The organism is Streptomyces chrestomyceticus JCM 4735, from assembly GCF_003865135.1.
GTDB classification, from domain to species: Bacteria; Actinomycetota; Actinomycetes; order Streptomycetales; family Streptomycetaceae; genus Streptomyces; species Streptomyces chrestomyceticus.
Genome location: NZ_BHZC01000001.1, coordinates 8,626,896 through 8,644,200 on the forward strand (window position 1 = coordinate 8,626,896; position 17,305 = coordinate 8,644,200).

General features: G+C 73.2%; 15 protein-coding genes and 1 pseudogene. 10 read left to right on the top strand and 6 right to left on the bottom strand.

Annotated features, from left to right (window positions below):
• Positions 1-99: 99 nt before the first annotated feature.
• Together EJG53_RS37255 and EJG53_RS37260 are read right to left on the bottom strand one after the other, a co-directional pair.
• Positions 100-987 carry an undecaprenyl-diphosphate phosphatase gene (locus EJG53_RS37255; protein WP_125048570.1) on the bottom strand — a complete coding sequence of 296 codons (888 nt, stop codon included), beginning with the start codon at positions 985-987 and terminating at the stop codon, positions 100-102.
• A 183-nt stretch (positions 988-1,170) separates the two neighbouring features.
• Positions 1,171-1,871 (bottom strand): annotated as a pseudogene (locus EJG53_RS37260) (TVP38/TMEM64 family protein).
• Between the two features lie 212 nt (positions 1,872-2,083).
• Here EJG53_RS37260 and EJG53_RS37265 point away from each other — a divergent pair.
• The 4 genes from EJG53_RS37265 (at position 2,084) to EJG53_RS37285 (ending at position 5,745) form a co-directional block, all read left to right on the top strand.
• Positions 2,084-2,296 (top strand): hypothetical protein, encoded by a 213-nt coding sequence (locus EJG53_RS37265; protein ID WP_125048571.1) that lies wholly within the window; start codon positions 2,084-2,086, stop codon positions 2,294-2,296.
• Between the two features lie 123 nt (positions 2,297-2,419).
• Positions 2,420-3,595, top strand: a complete 1,176-nt coding sequence (tuf, locus tag EJG53_RS37270) for an elongation factor Tu (RefSeq protein ID WP_125048572.1) — start codon at positions 2,420-2,422, stop codon at positions 3,593-3,595.
• Positions 3,596-3,788: 193 nt separating this feature from the next.
• Positions 3,789-4,631: a patatin-like phospholipase family protein gene (locus EJG53_RS37275; protein WP_125048573.1), complete on the top strand. Its 843-nt coding sequence runs from the start codon at positions 3,789-3,791 to the stop codon at positions 4,629-4,631.
• A 322-nt stretch (positions 4,632-4,953) separates the two neighbouring features.
• Complete coding sequence (locus EJG53_RS37285; protein ID WP_167515337.1) at positions 4,954-5,745, top strand: spermidine synthase; 792 nt, start codon at positions 4,954-4,956, stop codon at positions 5,743-5,745.
• A 42-nt stretch (positions 5,746-5,787) separates the two neighbouring features.
• Here the strand turns inward: EJG53_RS37285 and EJG53_RS37290 are convergent, their stop codons facing one another.
• Positions 5,788-7,185, bottom strand: coding sequence for an MFS transporter (locus EJG53_RS37290; protein ID WP_125049840.1), 1,398 nt, complete (start codon positions 7,183-7,185; stop codon positions 5,788-5,790).
• A gap of 176 nt (positions 7,186-7,361) precedes the next feature.
• Here EJG53_RS37290 and EJG53_RS37295 point away from each other — a divergent pair, with 176 nt between their 5' ends.
• Entirely contained in the window at positions 7,362-7,826 is a 465-nt protein-coding gene (locus EJG53_RS37295) for a DUF4442 domain-containing protein (protein ID WP_125048574.1), read from the top strand.
• 307 nt (positions 7,827-8,133) lie between these two features.
• Positions 8,134-8,778 (top strand): DedA family protein, encoded by a 645-nt coding sequence (locus tag EJG53_RS37300; RefSeq protein WP_031003146.1) that lies wholly within the window; start codon positions 8,134-8,136, stop codon positions 8,776-8,778.
• A 24-nt stretch (positions 8,779-8,802) separates the two neighbouring features.
• On the opposite strand, the gene EJG53_RS37305 is transcribed toward EJG53_RS37300, so the two are convergent.
• The gene (locus EJG53_RS37305) at positions 8,803-10,530 is read right to left on the bottom strand and encodes an ATP-binding protein (protein WP_125048575.1); all 1,728 of its coding nucleotides are present in this window, start codon (positions 10,528-10,530) and stop codon (positions 8,803-8,805) included.
• A gap of 324 nt (positions 10,531-10,854) precedes the next feature.
• Between EJG53_RS37305 and EJG53_RS37310 the strand changes: the two genes are divergently transcribed.
• The 3 genes from EJG53_RS37310 (at position 10,855) to ligD (ending at position 13,625) form a co-directional block, all read left to right on the top strand.
• Complete coding sequence (locus EJG53_RS37310; protein WP_125048576.1) at positions 10,855-11,880, top strand: alpha/beta hydrolase; 1,026 nt, start codon at positions 10,855-10,857, stop codon at positions 11,878-11,880.
• Between the two features lie 176 nt (positions 11,881-12,056).
• Positions 12,057-12,590, top strand: coding sequence for a gamma carbonic anhydrase family protein (locus tag EJG53_RS37315; RefSeq protein ID WP_125048577.1), 534 nt, complete (start codon positions 12,057-12,059; stop codon positions 12,588-12,590).
• 72 nt (positions 12,591-12,662) lie between these two features.
• Positions 12,663-13,625, top strand: a complete 963-nt coding sequence (ligD, locus tag EJG53_RS37320) for a non-homologous end-joining DNA ligase (protein WP_125048578.1) — start codon at positions 12,663-12,665, stop codon at positions 13,623-13,625.
• Positions 13,626-14,499: 874 nt separating this feature from the next.
• Here ligD and EJG53_RS37330 read toward each other — a convergent pair.
• Together EJG53_RS37330 and EJG53_RS37335 are read right to left on the bottom strand one after the other, a co-directional pair.
• Positions 14,500-14,832, bottom strand: coding sequence for an STAS domain-containing protein (locus tag EJG53_RS37330; RefSeq protein WP_031003159.1), 333 nt, complete (start codon positions 14,830-14,832; stop codon positions 14,500-14,502).
• A 160-nt stretch (positions 14,833-14,992) separates the two neighbouring features.
• Positions 14,993-16,099, bottom strand: a complete 1,107-nt coding sequence (locus tag EJG53_RS37335; protein WP_125048581.1) for a Ppx/GppA family phosphatase — start codon at positions 16,097-16,099, stop codon at positions 14,993-14,995.
• A 338-nt stretch (positions 16,100-16,437) separates the two neighbouring features.
• Between EJG53_RS37335 and EJG53_RS37340 the strand changes: the two genes are divergently transcribed.
• Positions 16,438-17,175 (top strand): GAF and ANTAR domain-containing protein, encoded by a 738-nt coding sequence (locus tag EJG53_RS37340; RefSeq protein ID WP_125048582.1) that lies wholly within the window; start codon positions 16,438-16,440, stop codon positions 17,173-17,175.
• The last annotated feature ends 130 nt before the right edge of the window (positions 17,176-17,305 follow it).

Sequence of the window (17,305 nt, forward strand, 5' to 3'; positions counted from 1 at the left end):
GACCATGGACATCGCCCGCGTGGAGCAGCGGGAATCTGCCGGTTCCTGCGGGTGGGGGCGTGCAGGAACCGGTAGTTCCAGGGGCCCGGAACTGCCCCCTCAGCCCGCCGATTCGCCCGCGTGGGGGCTCAGGACGCCCGCGCTGACCAGGGCGAAGAGGGCGATGCCGAGCAGGATGCGGTAGATGACGAACGGCATGAAGCTCTTCGTCGTGATGAACTTCATGAACCATGCGATGACGGCGTAACCGACCACGAACGCGATGACCGTGGCGAAGATGGTCGGCCCCCAGGAGACGTGGCTCGCGGTGGCTTCGTCGCCGAAGGCGTCCTTGAGTTCGTAGACGCCGGAGGCCAGTACGGCGGGGATGGCGAGGAGGAAGGAGTAGCGGGCCGCCGCTTCGCGGGTGTAGCCCATCAGCAGGCCGCCGCTGATGGTGGCGCCGGAGCGGGAGACGCCGGGGATCAGGGCCATGGCCTGGCAGACGCCGTAGATCAGGCCGTCCTTGACGTTCAGGTCGGTGAGGGTCTTGCGCTGTTTGACGGCGCGGTGCCGGCCGCCGGACTCGTCGCGTGCGGCCAGGCGGTCCGCGATGCCCAGGACGACGCCCATGACGATGAGGGTCGTCGCGATCAGGCGCAGGTCGCGGAAGGGGCCCTCGATGGCGTCCTTGAGGGTGATGCCCAGGACGCCGATCGGGATGGAGCCGACGATGACCAGCCACCCCATCTGGGCGTCGTGGTCGTGTCGCAGGCCGCGGTTGACGAGGGAGCGCGCCCAGGTCGAGACGATCCGCGCGATGTCCTTGCGGAAGTAGATCAGTACGGCGGCCTCGGTACCGATCTGCGTGATCGCGGTGAAGGCGGCGCCGGGATCGTGCCAGCCGGCGAACGCCGCGGTCAGCCGCAGGTGTGCGCTGGAGGAGATGGGCAGGAACTCGGTCAACCCTTGGACCAGGCCGAGGATGAAGGATTCAAACCAATGCATCGAAGCTACGCTATCCAGAGGGTGATCAAGCGCTTACCCAGCAGAGACCCGGGTCAGGCGACACGAGGACGGAAGGGACGGGAATGCGTGCGTGCGGTCGGCGGGATCGGTGACCGGTCGAGGGGCAGCGTAGCGCCCGAAAGTGTCCGAGTGCTCAAAGGGCCCTTTCCGGACGCCTGCGGGTCAACGCCCCCGGAGTGACGCGCGCTTGCGCCACGCCACGAGCACCGCGGCCAGACCGGACACCGCGATGAAGGCCGTGGAGATCAGGAAGGCGGGCGAGGTGGGCGTCGAGGCCTGGGCGCCGGCGATGACGTACGCGGCCGTGTTCGGCACGCTGCCGAGCAAGGTGGCCAGCAGGAACGCGCCCCACCCCATGCGGGAGACCGCCGCGCAGTAGTTCGTGGCGCAGAACGGCAGGCCGGGGAAGAGCCGGATCGCCAGCATGGAACGGAACCCGTGTTCGCTGAGCTGCCGGTCGGCGGCGGCCAGCCAGCGGGCGCGCAGGAAGGGGCGTAGGGCGTCCTGTCCCAGCAGCCGGCCCAGGGCGAAGGCCAGGCCCGCGCCGAGGACCGTACCGGCCAGGGCCGACAGGAAGCCGGACAGGCTGCCGAAGATGGCGCCGGCCGCGAGGTTCAGGACCGGCCGGGGGACGAAGGCGGTGGTGCACACCCCGTACGCGAGGCCGAAGATCACCACGGCGCCGCCGCCGGCCCACTCGGGCGGCCAGCCGTGCGCCAGCAGCCGCTGCGGCTGCCAGACGATCATCGCGACCGCGGCGCCGGCGAGCAGGACGAGGAGTACGGCGAGGCGGGCCCAGGGGAGAAGAGCACACGCGTGCAGCGCGCGGCGAGGCCGTCGGGCGTTGCGGCGGGTTCGAGCATCCCGGGAGCGTAACCGACAAGCGTGGCGGGGAGGTGTATTCGCGATCGCTGTGGGGTGAAGTGGGGTGGAGGGGGAGGTGGGGAGGGGGTGCCACGGGCGTAGGGGGCGGGGGAGAGCTGGGGCGGGGGAGAGCTGGGGCGGGGGATGAAGGCGGTTTCGGGGCGCTGATAAATCGTTCGACGTGGCGCGCCCCGCACGAGATCCTTGGCGCATGTTCCGGCAGCCGTATCTCGCGCTCACGTCCGCAGTCGCGGACGCGCCGAAGGCTGCCGTCGACTCGCTCGCGGCTCTGATCGCCGCGCTCAAGGCCGAGGCCGGCGCGGTGCAGTCTCCCGACGCCGCGACCGCTGTGGCAGTGGCCACCGTCCCCGCAGCACCCGCGGCGGACACTGCCGCCACTGCCTCCGGCGGCGCGCGAAGCTGACCCTCTCCGGATCGACCGGCGGACCCCGCAGGGGGAGGGTCGGTGGGGCTCAGGGGTTCCCACGGCGGCATGTCACGCCGGCACCGCCGTATTCACCGCATTGCTTCGCGAGGAAGAACAGCCATGCCCAAGACGGCATACGTGCGGACCAAGCCGCACCTGAACATCGGCACCATGGGCCACGTCGACCACGGCAAGACCACCCTGACCGCCGCGATCACCAAGGTGCTCAGCGAGCGCGGGAGCGGTACCTTCGTGCCCTTCGACCGGATCGACCGGGCCCCGGAGGAGGCCGCGCGCGGCATCACCATCAACATCTCGCACGTCGAGTACGAGACGGACACCCGGCACTACGCCCACGTCGACATGCCGGGCCACGCCGACTTCATCAAGAACATGGTCACCGGCGCGGCGCAGCTCGACGGCGCGATCCTCGTCGTCTCCGCGCTCGACGGGATCATGCCGCAGACCGCCGAGCACGTCCTGCTCGCCAAGCAGGTCGGCGTCCGGTACATCGTCGTCGCGCTGAACAAGGCGGACGCGGGCGACCCCGAGCTGACCGACCTGGTGGAGCTGGAGGTCCGCGAGTTGCTGACGGCGCACGGTTACGACGGGGACCACGTACCCGTCGTACGCGTCTCCGGGCTGCGCGCCCTGGAGGGCGACCCGCGCTGGAGCCAGGCCATCGAGGCCCTGCTCGACGCGGTGGACACGTATGTGCCGACGCCGGAGCGGTACCTCGACGCCCCGTTCCTGCTGCCGGTGGAGAACGTCCTGACCATCACCGGCCGCGGCACGGTCGTCACCGGCGCCGTCGAGCGCGGCACGGTGCGCGTCGGTGACCGGGTGGCGGTTCTGGGCGCCGACACGGAGACGACCGTGACCGGCGTGGAGACCTTCGGCAAACCGATGGAGTCGGCCCAGGCCGGTGACAACGTCGCGCTGCTGCTGCGCGGTCTGCACCGGGACGAGGTGCGCCGGGGCCACGTCGTCGCGGCGCCGGGCAGCGTGACGCCACGACGGCGCTTCACCGCCGAGGTGTACGTCCTGTCCACGGAGGAGGGCGGCCGCCGCACGCCGCTGTCCACGGGCTACCGCCCGCAGTTCTACATCCGTACGGCGGACGTGGTCGGCGACATCGACCTCGGTGAGCGCGGCGTCGCCCGGCCCGGCGAGACGGTGACGATGACCGTCGAGCTGGGGCGCGACACCCCGCTGGAGCCCGGACTGGGCTTCGCCGTCCGTGAGGGCGGCAGGACGGTGGCGGCGGGGACGGTTCGGACGGTCGTCGAGGTCTAGCCGGAACCGTCTGGCCGGGACATGGCGGTAGGCGGGCGCGGATGTGGGTGCGGGTGCGGGTGCGATAGGAGGTCGCGCCCGTACCCGCTCCGGGCCCGCCGGTGCGCCGGGTACCGGAACAGTACGGCTGCCACACTGCCGTACGAAGCCGCTGTACCGCGGCGACCCGGACGCAACCGGAGAGGGGACCGCGATGACGGGCACGGCGCTGGTACTGGGCGGCGGGGGCTACACCGGCATCGGATGGGAGATCGGCATGCTCGCGGGGTTCGCCGAGGCCGGCGTCGACCTCGCGACGGCCGATGCGGTCATCGGCACCTCGGCCGGTTCGATCGTGGGCGCCCAGCTCACGTCGGGTCGGCCGGCACCGGACGAGCTCTTCACGCGGCAACTGGCCCCGGTCACGGGGGAGACCGCGGCGCGCATGGGGGCGCGGGAGCTGGCGCGCTTCGCGTACCTGGCGCTGCGCTCGCGCGACGCCGTGGACTTCGGCGCGCGGATGGGGCGCCTCGCGCTGGGCTCCCGCGCGGCCGCGGGCCCCAGCCGTCGCGACGCCGTCGCCCGGCGCCTGGTCAGCCACGACTGGCCCGCGCGCCGACTGATGATCACCGCGGTGGACGCGACGACCGGGCGGCGGACGGCCTTCGACGACACGAGCGGGGTGGACCTGGTCGACGCGGTGAGCGCGAGCTGCGCCGTGCCCGGGGTGTGGCCGCCGGTGCGGATCGGCGAGAAGTGGTGGATCGACGGCGGGGTGCACTCCAGCGCCAACGCGGACCTCGCCGCCGGATACGGGCGGGTCGTCGTCCTGGCACCCGTGGCGGCCGGCGGCGGGCCCCTCGCCACCGCGCGGTCGCAGGGCGCGGCGCTGGCACGGCGGGGCGCACGGGTGTGCGTACTGGTGCCCGACCGCGCGGCCCGCGCCGCCTTCGGCCGCAACGTCCTGGACCCGTCGAAACGCGCCGCCGCGGCCCACGCCGGACGCCGCCAGGCAGCGGCACACCTGAAGGAGGTGATGGCGGTGTGGGGGGAGTGAGGGGGAGGAGGCGAAAGGGGCGGGGAAGGCGGAGGGCGGCCGGTTCGAGGAGGGTCGCCGCGCGCCTTCGTACCGGCACAATGGGACGGTGGACGAAGCAGCCGAGCAGATAGCGGGGACGCCGGTCGAGGGCGGGGCGGTGGAGCCGGTCGAACAGGTCGGTCCGGTTGAACCGGTCGGGCCGGTCGGGCCGGTTCCTGGGGTGGTCGCTCCCCGCACCGGTGACCAGTCCACGGTGGAGACTGACGCCGATACCGGTACCGATGCCGGTACCGATCCCATCCCCGTCACCCGCGCCGTCGACTGCGGCACAGCCAAGCTGATGCCGGACGTGGACCGGCCGCGTGCCTGGCTGCTGACCGTGGACGGGGCTCCGCAGTCGTACGTCGACCTCGACGCGCCGACCGACCTGGAATTCGAGTACGCCCGTCGGCTCGCGGCCGTACTGGACGCGGCTGCTGCCCCGGCCGAGCCGCTCGACGTACTGCACCTCGGCGGCGGAGCGCTGACCCTGCCGCGCTATCTCGCCGCGACCCGCCCCGGCTCCCGCCAGGACGTCGTCGAGGCCGACCGGGGGCTGCTCGCGCTGGTCGCCGAAGAGCTGCCGCTGCCTCCGGACTGCGGGATCACGGTGCGGGCCGAGGACGCCCGTACGGCACTGGAAGCGGTGCCTGAGCACAGCGCGGACGTGATCGTGGCGGACGTCTTCGGCGGCTCACGGGTGCCCGCGCACCTGGCCTCGGTCGAGTACGCGCGCGCTGCCGCCCGCGTGCTGCGTCCGGACGGGATCTACGCGGCGAACCTCGCCGACAGCGCGCCCTTCGACTTCCTGCGGTCCCAGTTGGTGAACTACGCGTCCGTCTTCGGCCACCTCTGTGTGATCGCGGAACCGGCCGTGCTGCGCGGCCGCCGCTTCGGCAACATCGTGGTGGCCGCTTCCCGCGTCGAGCTGCCGCTCGCGCAGGTGGCCCGGCGTGCGGCCGCCGACGTGTTCCCCGCGCGGGTCGAGCACGGCGCCGCGCTACGGCGGCTGATCGGCGACGCCGCGCCCGTACACGATGCCCAGGCCGTGCCGTCGCCCCGCCCGCCGGACGGCGCCTTCAGTATCGGCTGAGTCCATACGAGAGGGGTCGGCGTCGGCCGGTCCACGGTGCCGCTACGGAGCCGAGACGGCGCTCCCGCTCCCAGCAGCCGACGTACCCGCAGCGCCGGCACGGCCCGCATCATCCGCATCGCCGACCGACGCCGCCGACCCGGCGGCCCCCTCCGGCGCCATGGCCGACGCCCCGGACAGCCGGGAGCCCGAGGCAGGGCGGCGCCTGAGCCGCCGGACGTCCGGTACGCACAGCACGGCCGCCGTCAGCAGTGCGATCAGCGCGGAGCAGCCCCACAGTGCGGCGGTCCGCCCGATGAGGTCCTGCACGGGCCCGGCCAGCGCGGTGGCCACCGGAGTGATCGCCAGCGAGCCGAACCAGTCGTACGACGAGACCCGGGAGAACTTCTCCTCCGGTATCTCCTGGTGCAGCGCCACCATCCACATCACGCCGAACACTTCGAGCGCGATCCCCGTGCCGAACATGACCAGGAGGAGGACGGGCACCGGCACCGGCACGGCGAGCGCGGCCGAGGGGAGGGCGAGCGGGAAGACGCACAGGATGCCGGTGAGCAGGATGCGGCGGGGCTTGAGCCGCATCATGAGCAGCGCGCCGCCGACCGTGCCCGCGCCGAAGGCGGCCAGCGCCAGGCCCCACGGGCGGGGGCCGCCCAGGTGCTCCTCGGCGACCATCGGGCCGTACACCGCCTCGGCCGCCACCACGACGGCGTTGACGACCGCGAACTGGCCGATGACGGCCCACAGCCAGGGCCGGGAGACCACCTCGCGCCAGCCGTCCCGCAGATCCTTGAGGAGTCCGGCGGTGGGCGCGCGCCCGGGGATGTGGTGGACGTCCAGGAAGGCGCGCAGTGCCCCCGCGACGGCGAAGGCGGCGGCGTCGACGGCCAGTACCCAGCCGGGCCCGACGGCGGCGACCAGGGCGCCGCCGAGTGCGGCGCCGCCGATGTTCGCGCCGTTCATGCTCATCCGGAAGAAGGCGAAGGCCCGGCTCGCGTGCTCGCCGGTGACGGTGGAGAGGACCATGCCCTCGGAGGCCGGCGCGAAGAACGCCTGGCCGGTGCCGCCGAGGGCGGCCAGCACGGCCATCTGCCAGAGCTTTGCCTCCCCGGTCAGGACGAGGACGGCGAAGAGGCCCTGCGAGACGCAGTTGAGCGCGTTCGCGGCGACCATGACGCGGTGCCGCGGCAGCCGGTCGGCGACCGCGCCGCCGATCAGCAGGAAGACGACGAGCGGAATCGTACGGGCCGTGGCCACCAGGCCGACGTCGGTGGCCGAACCGCCCGTGCCGAGCACCGCGAACGCCGCCGCGATCAGCGAACCGGCGCTGCCGAGGTTGGCGACCACGGCGGCGGTGGTCAGCAGGGTGTAGTTGCGTCCGGCCCAGGCGGGGCGGCGGAAGCGGCGGGGCGAGCCGTCGCGGCCGTCCGTACGGGGGGTCAGCACGGCCGCCCCTGGGTCCGCCACGGGACCGCGTGCCGCGCGGGATTCGGGTTCTGCTCGCCTCCGGGCGGCTGCTGACCTGGCCACATGAGCCACCACGATAAGCGTCCGGGGTGGCGGGGCGGAACGCCGGGCGGGGCTTCCCCCAGCAAGCTACTCGTAGGTAACATGCCGCCATGTCCTCCGAGACCAAGCCGTCGATCGGCGAAATGATGGCGGCCACCGTGCCGATGGCCCGTACGCTCAACCTGGAGTTCACCGAGACCAGCCCCGAACGGGCCGTGGTCCGGCTGCCCGACCAGGCGGATTACCACAACCACGTCGGCGGCCCGCACGCCGGCGCGATGTTCACGCTCGCCGAGTCCGCCAGCGGCGCGATCGTGCTCGCGGCCTTCGGCGACCAGCTCTCCCGGGCCGTGCCGCTCGCCGTACGGGCCGAGATCGGCTACAAGAAGCTCGCGATGGGCCCGGTCACCGCCACCGCCGAGCTCGGCCGGCCGGTTGCCGAGATCGTCGCCCAGTTGGACGCGGGGGAGCGGCCGGAGTTCCCGGTGAACGTCGCCATCACCAGGGAGGACGGCGCGGTCACCGGCGAGATGACCATCGTGTGGACGCTGCGTCCGAACGCTCCCGCCGCGTAGGGTCCGCGAGTCCCGCCGCAAGTTCCTCCGGGCCCGAGGCAACTCCACGCCCCCGAGGCGCGTCTCGTACGGAGAAATGGCCCGGTCACCGGCCCGCCGTCCGATGCCTCACCCCGGCCCGTCGCGCCCGCCGCGACGGGCCGGGGCCGCGACGCCGGACAGCGGGGCGGCCCGAAGAGATCGAGTAGGCTTCCCGGGCGCGCCGTGGCGCGCGGACGCGGAGGAATCGCGATCATCGACGGCGTCGTCGGACGCCGGGCGGCGGCCCACGGGGGCCCTACACCTAGTGGAGGATGCGGCGTTGCAGATGGAATGGCTGGAGACGGTACCGGCCGTGAGCGTGTACCTCCTGGTGGGGTTGGTCATCGGCCTGGAGAGCCTCGGCATTCCGCTGCCCGGTGAGATCGTCCTGGTGAGCTCGGCGCTGCTGGCCGCGACGACGGACCACATCGATCCGCTGGTGCTGGGTGCCTGCGCCTCGGCCGGCGCGATCATCGGGGATTCCATCGGCTATCTGATCGGCCGCAAGGGCGGACAGCCGCTGGTCAACTGGGCCGGACGGAAGTTCCCGAAGCACTTCGGGCCCGACCAGGTGGCGATGGCCGAGGAGAAGTTCGACAAGTGGGGCATGTGGGCGGTCTTCTTCGGCCGCTTCATCGCCCTGCTGCGCATCTTCGCCGGCCCGCTCTCGGGTGTGCTGAAGATGCCGTACTGGAAGTTCCTCATCGCCAACGTGCTCGGTGGCGTCGTCTGGGCCGGCGGCACGACCGCGCTGATCTACTACGTCGGTGTCGTCGCCGAGTCCTGGCTCAAGCGGTTCTCCTGGGTGGGTCTGGTGGCCGCGGTGCTGTTCGGTGTCGGTTCGTTCCTCGTGATGAAGCGGCGCGCGGCGAAGGCGGCGGCCCGGCGCGAGGTGGCCGCGGACCGGCCGGCCGATGCGATGGCGGAGTGACGGGCGGACGTTCCGTCACTTGAGTCAGTTGAGGTGGAGCCCGCGGCGGGTCCCTGAGAAGGGGCTGCCGCGGGCTTCGTCGTGTGCGGATGAGGGCGTTACGGTGCCGTGGCCTGTGGTGGTGGCGCCCGTCGCGGCAATGGATGTCAGGTCGAAGGTGGGAGGGAGAGCGGGCGCGGACGCCTTTGTCGGCTCCTGTGCGGCCAGAGTGACGGCGAGCAGAACCTGGCTGTGGGCCGGCCCGGGCCCGTACCAGGCGTCCTGATACGTGTGCTCCGCCGCCCGCCGTAGGTAGGCCGCGGCGGTTCGGGGGTCCGCGCGACGGAGCGCGAGGAGGCCGCGGGCGTGCGCGACGCGGGCCAGCGTGTCCGGGTCGGCGTGCCGGGTGGCTGCCCGGTCGGCCCGGTCCAGCAGTGCTTCGGCGGTGCGGTGGGCGTGGTCCTGTGCGGCGAGCCAGCCCGCCAGCCACAGGGCCCGGGCCCGTACGGCGGTGTCGTCCCGGGACTGCCGCAGCAGCCGGGCCAGGTGGGCGCGCCCCTCGTCCCGGCGGCCGCAGGCGGCCCACCGGAACCACAGGGAGACGGCGATGTCCAGCGCGGTGAGGGCGTCCTCCGCGTCCTGCGGGGGCAGGGTCAGTGACGCGCGCAGATGGTGCCGCTCGGTCTCCGCCAGGTGGACGGCCACCCGGCGGTCGGGGCCCTGCCAGGCGATCTGCGCCTCGGCGGCGAGCGCCGCGCAGGCCGTCCGGAAGGCACGCAGCGTCGCGGTCTCCTCGCCCGCCGCCCGGAGATGCGCGAGGCCCACGGCGCGGGCGGCGGCGGGCAGGCGGTAGCGGGGCGGGTGCGGAGACGGGAACGGGGTGACGGCGGTGTCGGCGGGGTCGCGGCCGACTCCCCCTACCCGTACCAGGGCGAGTACGGAAGCCCTGAGCAGGCGGCCGAGCGCTGCCGCGACCTCCTGCGCAGAAACGTCACTGCGACCAGCCACGCACCCCGCCAGCCACCCGTCGAAGTCCCCGGGGAGGACGGACAGCCGCGCCCACACCAGCCGGTCCGCGGGCGAGCAGGCACCGAGCGCGGCGGCCGGGGCGCGGACTGCCAGGTCGTAGGACGCGGGCAGCGGACCGTCACCCGATCCGCAGGGCATGTCGGACGGAGCGTACGGAACGCACGGAGCGGAGGGCGCGGACAGCGCCGTACTGCCGCCCCACGCCACCGGCAGCGGCCGCACCGCGAAGACACGCTCCGCACCGAGCCCCAGCGGCTGCCGCGCGGTGACCACGATCCGCAGCCCGGCCGCTACGACAGCCCCGGCACCGGCCTCCGGCCGAATGGCACCCCCAGCCCCCACCCGCAACAACTGCCGCACCAACCACCCGCACGCCCCCGCCACCGGATCACAGTCGTCCAGCAGGACGGTCAGGCCCCGCCGGGCGCAGTGGACGGCCAGCGTCTGCGGCGGAGTGTCGTACGGCAGGCCCGCCGCCCGGTTGAGGGCCGCCACGACGCCCGCAGCGTCCACGTCCTCCCGGCAGCCGACCCGCACGAAGCCGCCGTCGGGGAGGCCGCCGGAGCGGCCGGCGTCCCGCGCGGCCCCTTCCAGGACGGCGCGGGCGAGTGTGCTCTTGCCCACGTTCGCGGGGCCGGTCACGGTCACCAGCGGCCTACGGGCGAGCAGCCCGCGCAGGGCGCTGCGCTCCGCCGTGCGCCCCGCGATCCCAGGCGGGGGCGGCTCCTCGGCCCCTGCGCTCATCGGTCACCCCGTCCGCGGCACCGCCTCGTGCCGCACCGTCGCCAGTCGGAAAAATACGATGCCCAGAGCCGGTGCGCGAATCAACCACAACCCGGCATACCGATCGAGGGAACCTGAACCCGCCTGTTCGACATCCATACCCCTGGAGACGCACGACGGTGTGCGCGACCGTGCCGCCCATGTACGGCGGGCGGCCGGACCGGCACCCCTGGGGGAGCCGCGGACGGCCGGCCGGCTGATCTTATTCTGGTGTCTTTCGCCTGAAGCGGTGGAGGTGGAGACCGCTGCCCCCGCCGGACACAAGTCTGCAAGGAGTTCGTCCCGATGAAGCGCCTGCGTACCAGTACCGCGGCCGTCGCCGCGGTGAGCCTGTTGGCGATGGGGCTCGTGGCCGGCTGCGGCAGCAAGGACCGGGACGAGGTGGACGCCTCCCACGTGCCGCAACTGCGGCAGCAGGCGCGCGAGGCGAGCAGCGGGACCGCCAAGGTCGTCCAGCCCACCGGGCCGCGTTCGCACTTCGTGACGCAGCGCACCACGGGCGACGACGGGACGAAGATAGTCAAGACCCGGTGGCACGGGAAAAAATCCGGCTTCACCGGTGACATATGGTCCTGGGTCCCGCCGCAGTACGACCAGCCCCAGTACGCCAAGAGCGCCTTCCCGGTCCTGATAGCGCTGCCCGGCTCGTACGGATATCCGGACAACTACTGGATCGGCGGTGACTTCAAGCTGGAGGAGAAGATCGCCGAATGGTCGCAGTCCGGCAAGACGCTGCCGTTCATCCTGGTGATGCCGGTCCTGAACCCGAAGAAGAAGTACCACGACGGCAGTGACATACCCGGGCAGCCGAAGATGGGCACCTGGCTGACCGAGGACGTCCCGGCCTTCGCCCGCGCCAACTACCGCACGTACGACAGCCGCGACGGATGGGCGTTCATGGGCTCCTCCTCGGGCGGTTTCGCGGGCCTCAAGGCCGTACTGAAGCACCCGAAGAAGTTCAAGGCGGCCATCGCGAACGGCCCCGACACCGTGCCGGACTCGCCGATGTGGAACGGCCACCCCGCCGAGAAGCGCTCCAACGACCCGCGCTGGCTGGCCGAGCAGCTCAAGACCCGCGGCGGCCCGGACGTCTACCTCGCCTTCGAACTGGGCTCGAAGGAGGAGGCGGTGCCGTACGTGAAGAAGTTCATCCGGGAGCACACCGGCGGCCCCATCCACCACACCCTGTTCGAAATCCCCGACGGCAAGCACAGCGGCCACACGTACATCCAGCGGATGCCGGAGTCGCTGCACTGGATCAGCGAGCAGATGCTCGGGCCGGTCCCGATGGAGACGCGGTCGAAGTCCTGATCCGGGGGTAGGTCACGCCGGGGTGTGCTGATGCGAACCGGTGGCAGATGATCCCTGCGCCGCCCCATGATCCCCGGTCCCGCCCGCGAGGCCCGCAGCCCCGTCGCCTACTGTGCCCCCAGGCGCGAGCCCGGACGGGAACGCGAACGTACGGTCCGGTGACGAGGAGTACGGGTATGGAGCAGCGAGCACTGATCGCGGGGGTGGGCGGCAAGGAGCCGCTGGTCGATCCGACGGCGTTCACGGCGCCGACCTCGGTCGTGGTCGGTGAGGTCACGCTCGGGCCCGGTGCCGGGGTCTGGTACCACGCGGTGCTGCGGGCCGACTGCGGTCCGATCGTGCTGGGTGCGGACAGCAACATTCAGGACAACTGCACCGTGCATGTCGACCCGGGCTTTCCCGTGACGGTCGGTGAGCGGGTCTCGGTGGGGCACAACGCCGTGCTGCACGGCTGCACGGTCGAGGACGACGTACTGATCGGTATGGGCGCCACCGTCCTCAATGGCGCGCACATCGGTGCGGGGTCGCTGGTCGCGGCGCAGGCGCTGGTGCCGCAGGGGATGCGGGTGCCGCCGGGGTCGCTGGTCGCCGGAGTGCCCGCCAAGGTCAGGCGGGAGCTGACCGAGGAGGAGCGGGACGACATCCGGCTCAACGCCACGATGTATGTCGAGCTGGCGAAGAGCCATGGGGCGGTGGCGGAGGGCCGGTAGCGGCCACGGAGGGGGACGGGAAGCCCTTGCGTCCGGTGGCCGGGTGCGGGGGCGCCGCCGATCATCGGGAGCATGGTTCCGTCCTCCGCGCCGCCCGTCCTGCGGCCCATGCTGGCCACCCCCGGACCGCTGCCTGCTCCCGGGGAGGAGCGGGAGTGGGCGTTCGAGGCGAAGTGGGACGGGGCGCGGTGCCTGGCCGACGCGCCGGGCGACGGGACGTTGCGGCTGGTCACCCGGGCGGGCAACGACGCGACGGCGACGTACCCCGAGTTGGCGCCGCTCGGTGAACGGCTGCGGGGCCGGTCCGCGGTCCTCGACGGCGAGGTGGTGGTCCTGGACGCCGGAGGGCGGCCGGACTTCGGGCTGCTCCAGCGCCGGATGGGCGTCACGAGCCGGCGCCGCGCGGCCGTACTGGCCGGGGACCACCCGGTCCACCTCGTCCTGTTCGACGTCCTGCGGCTCGACGGGCGGCCGCTGCTGGAGCTCCCGTACGTGGACCGCCGCGCCGTCCTGTCCGGGCTCGGGCTCGACGACGGGCCGCACTGGTCGGTCCCCTCGTACGTGACGGGCCACGCGCAGGCGACCTGGGAGGCGACCCTGGACGCCGGCTTCGAGGGGGTCGTCGCGAAACGGCTGACGTCCCGCTACGCGCCCGGCGTCCGGTCGTCCGAGTGGCGCAAGACGAAACACCTGGTGACCCTTGACGTGGTCATCGGCGGCTGGACGGAGGGCCGCGGCGGCCTCGCCGGGCTGCCCGGCGCCGTACTGGCGGGGCTGGACGAGCCGGACGGGCTGCGGTATGTCGGTTCCGTGGGATCGGGGCTCTCCGGCCGCGAACGCCGCGAACTCGCCGGGTATCTGGAGGTCGTACGACGGGACACCTCACCCTTCAGGAACGCGGTCGACGTGCCGGGGGCCCACTGGGCGGAACCGCGGCTCGTCGCCGAGGTGACCTTCTCCGGCTGGACCTCGGCCGACCGCCTCCGGCAGCCGACCTGGCATCGGTTGCGTCCTGATCTCACCCGGCTGGACTGACGGGGGCGGGGGAGAGGCTGGTGGAGGAAGGGTGAAGGGGTGGTGGGGGCTGGTGAGGGACTGGTGGGGGTGCGCCTGGCATGAGGGGCGCGGTCGCGCAAGTCGTCCGGCGGGCTCCTGGGCGGGCCGGGAGCGGGGTGGTGGCCGGGCGCACCTCGCCGGCCTGCCGCTTTACCGTGCGGCGGGCGCCGAGGGCGACGGACGGGAAAAGTACGGCGCGCGGGACCGGTGGAGTGGTCGGCCCCGCCCGGTGGTTTGCCGTGTCGCCGTGGGGTGACCCGACAGACGACGTGAAGCTCCAGCCAGCGTGTACGACCGGCAAGGAAGGGAGCGGCCATGCCCTTGCTCGCCGCCCTCTGGCCTCTGGCGATGCTCGGACTCGTGATTGCCCTGGGCCGGTACGAAGACGCCCTGCTCCGCCCCCGTAAACCGCATCAGCCGCCCCAGGCCGAGACATCGGACGCGGCCGCCCGCGGCCGGCACCGCAGGACGGGCCCGTACGGCCGGGCCGCTTCCATCGACCGTTACCGGCACTCCTCGCCCCTGACAAGGCTGCCCGCCCACCCGCTGGTCCTCCGGACCGGTGCGCCCCAGCGGCTTCCTCGGCGCCACGGGCACCGGCCGTCCTCCTGACCCCTCCTGGCCGATGAGTGGGCCGGGGGTGTCCCAACAGGTGGCCGGGAGCGGCGCCGGCGGCTGTGGTCTCAACCGGCCCGGCGCCTGCCTTCCGGCGGCCGCTTGCGGAAGGCTGGGGGACGAGTAACTCACCGCACCAATCGGTAAACACCCCTTTTGAGTGATGGTTTGCGTGACGGTCGGGGCAAAAGGGGGAGGAACGGCGTACTTCGGCGAGGGCGGGTGCGCCCCGCAGCAGCTACGCCGCGGCCAGGGCGTCCGCCAGCGAGCTGTGCAGCGGGATGGTGCGGTGCACCCCGGTGAGCCGGAACGCCTTGCGGACCATGGGGCGGTCCGCGGCCACGCTCAGCGTCACACCGTGCTCCCGCGCGGTCCGCTGGCAGCGCAGCAGGGTCTGCAGCCCGGCCACGGTGATGATGGGGGCGCGCAGGTCGATGACGACCCCGTTGGCCCGCGGTTCGCGCAGCAGGCCCTGGAGGCCGGCGGCGACCTGGCCGGTGTTGGCTATGTCGATGATCTCGGGAACCTCGATCACGAGGCGGTCGGCGATGTGGTAGTTCGACAAGTACATGATGTCTCCGGCACGGGGCGCGGAACGCCCGGTGTGGTTCGGCATGGACGGTTCAGGGCGGTTCCGGAAGTGGCAAGGCCGGTGCCGGTCCCTGAGCGGGGCCCGGCTTCGCGGGCGGCGCGCTCACGGCCGTGGCACCGGCCCGTACGTACGGATGCGGTCAGTCGGCCGGCGCCCGGCCGAGCGGCAGTCGGCTCGGCACGCTTGGCGAGGTTCCGCTGCTGGTCGACGAATTGGTCGGCGGGCTGGGTGACGGGCCGGAGCGAGGGCCGGTCGCCGGGCCGCCGGACAGTGGGCCGGACCTGGCGTCTTCCTTCCGCAGCACCGGGCTCGGCCACCAGTCCTGAGCGCCCTGTTCCAGGTGGCGCAGCAGTACGCCCTCGCGCAGCGCCCACGGGCAGATGGTGACCTGGTCGATCCCCATGCTCTTCATCGCCTGGTGGGCGACGACGGCCCCGGCCGGTGCCTGGCGGCAGCGGGCGGCCGAGATGCCCGGCAGTTCAGCGCGCTCGGCCGCGGTCAGCCGGGACAGCCGCTGCACCGCCTCCCGCAGGTCGGTACGGGCCAGCCGGCGCGTGACGAACGGGCCGTCGCGGCCGGGCGCGGCCCCGCACAGCCGGGCCAACTGCTGGAACATCCGGGACGTGGCCACCACGGTGTGCGGCTCCTCCCAGCGCACCCGGGCCGCCACGTCCTTGAGCGTGGCGCGCACGTACCGGCGCAGCTCGCGCAGCCCCTCGCGGCCGGGTCTGCCCTTGCCCGGCAGGAACTCGCGGGTCAACCGTCCCGCCCCCAGGGGCAGGGAGAACGCGAAGTCCGGCAGGGCACCGCGGCCGAAGGCGACCTCCAGCGAACCCCCGCCGATGTCCAGCAGCGCCATCGGACCGGCCTGCAGCCCGACCCAGCGCCGCGCCGCCCGGAACGTCAGCTCCGCCTCCACCTCACCGGGCAGCACCGCCAGCCGCATCCCGCTCTCGGCACGCACCGTCTCCAGCACCTCGTCGCGGTTGGCGGCGTCCCGGACCACCGCCGTGGCGTACGCGAACAGCCGGTCGCAGCGCCACCGGCCTGCCTGCTCACGGGCCTGCGCCACCGCCTCCGCCAGCCGCCGTGCCGCCTTCGGGGGCACCGTTCCGTCCACGGCCACCTGATCGGCCAGGTGGACGGGGCCCTTCAGGGAGTGCGCGGGCAACGGCACGCCGCCGACGACCTCGCTGATGAGCAGGTGTACGGAGTTCGACCCGGCGTCGAGGACGGCTAAACGCATGTCTGTGCGGGTACCCCTTCCGGCCTGTTTTAGCGCCCTGGTATCAGCCAGACCGCTGCGTTCGCTGCCGGAGGGACGTGTCAGATGCCGGAGGCGGTGGTTCCGGGGGAGGCGGTTCCGGGCGCGGTGGTTCCGGGGAGCCCCCGCCGTCGGCGCAGCGCCCCGGCGCGGGGTACGGGACCCGGCGTGGAGTACGGGCTCCGCGCCCCGGTGCACGCCCGAGCTCCTGCCGGGAGCTTGTCCGAGCGGTTCCGGGATACCCGGGGGCATGTCCGGGGTGGTGCCTTCGCCCCAAGAGCGACAGCCGCTGGAGCGGCCTGTCGAAGGGAGAGCCCGCCATGTCAGCGTCCGACCGGGAAGAATCGCTGATCGCCGCCTTGCTGGAACTGGCCGACCCGGCCACGGGACCGGGCGCGACCAACCCCGTGGAGCGGCTCGCCGAGTACTGCGTACGGCTCCCGGGGGTGCAGGCGGGCGGTGTGCTGATGGCGCGCGACCGGCAGCCCGCTCTGACGGTGGGCTTCGGGGACGCGGCCGCGCGGCTGGAGCGCGTCGAGGCCGCGCTCGACGAGGGGCCCTGCCGGGACGCCTGGCGTACGGGGCGGAGGCTCACCGACGTACCGCTGAGCCACCCGGACTGCCGGGCCCGCTGGCCGCGCTTCACCACTCAGGCGCTGGACGAGGGGTTCAGCGCGGCCACCGCCCTGCCGGTGCGTTACCGGAGCCGGCGGCTGGGGTCCCTCAACTTCTTCCACCAGCACCGGGCGCTGGCGCGCAGGGAGGTCACGACGGGGCAGGCGCTGGCCGACGCGGTGGCCATCGGACTGGCGTACCGCAGGGACCTGCGCGAACTCAGGGTCCGGTCCGGGCAGCTACAGGCCGCTCTGGACAGCAGGGTGATCATCGAGCAGGCCAAGGGCGCGCTCGCCGAGCGCCAGGACCGTACCCCCGACGAAGCGTTCCAGGTGATGCGCGGCTACGCCCGCGCCCACCAGCGCAAGCTGACCGAGGTGGCCCGGCAGGTCCTCGACGGACCGGCCGAATCCGGCCCGTTCGCCCGGCCCGCGCCCCGCTGACCGGCGTGTTCGTGCCGGTCCGGCCGCCGGGGTGCCGGTCGTCCGGGTGCCGGCCGTTCCCGCGTTCGCTCTCGGCTTCGGGCTGTTTCGCGGCAGGGCCAACGGGCACTCCGTAACGCATGGCACGGGA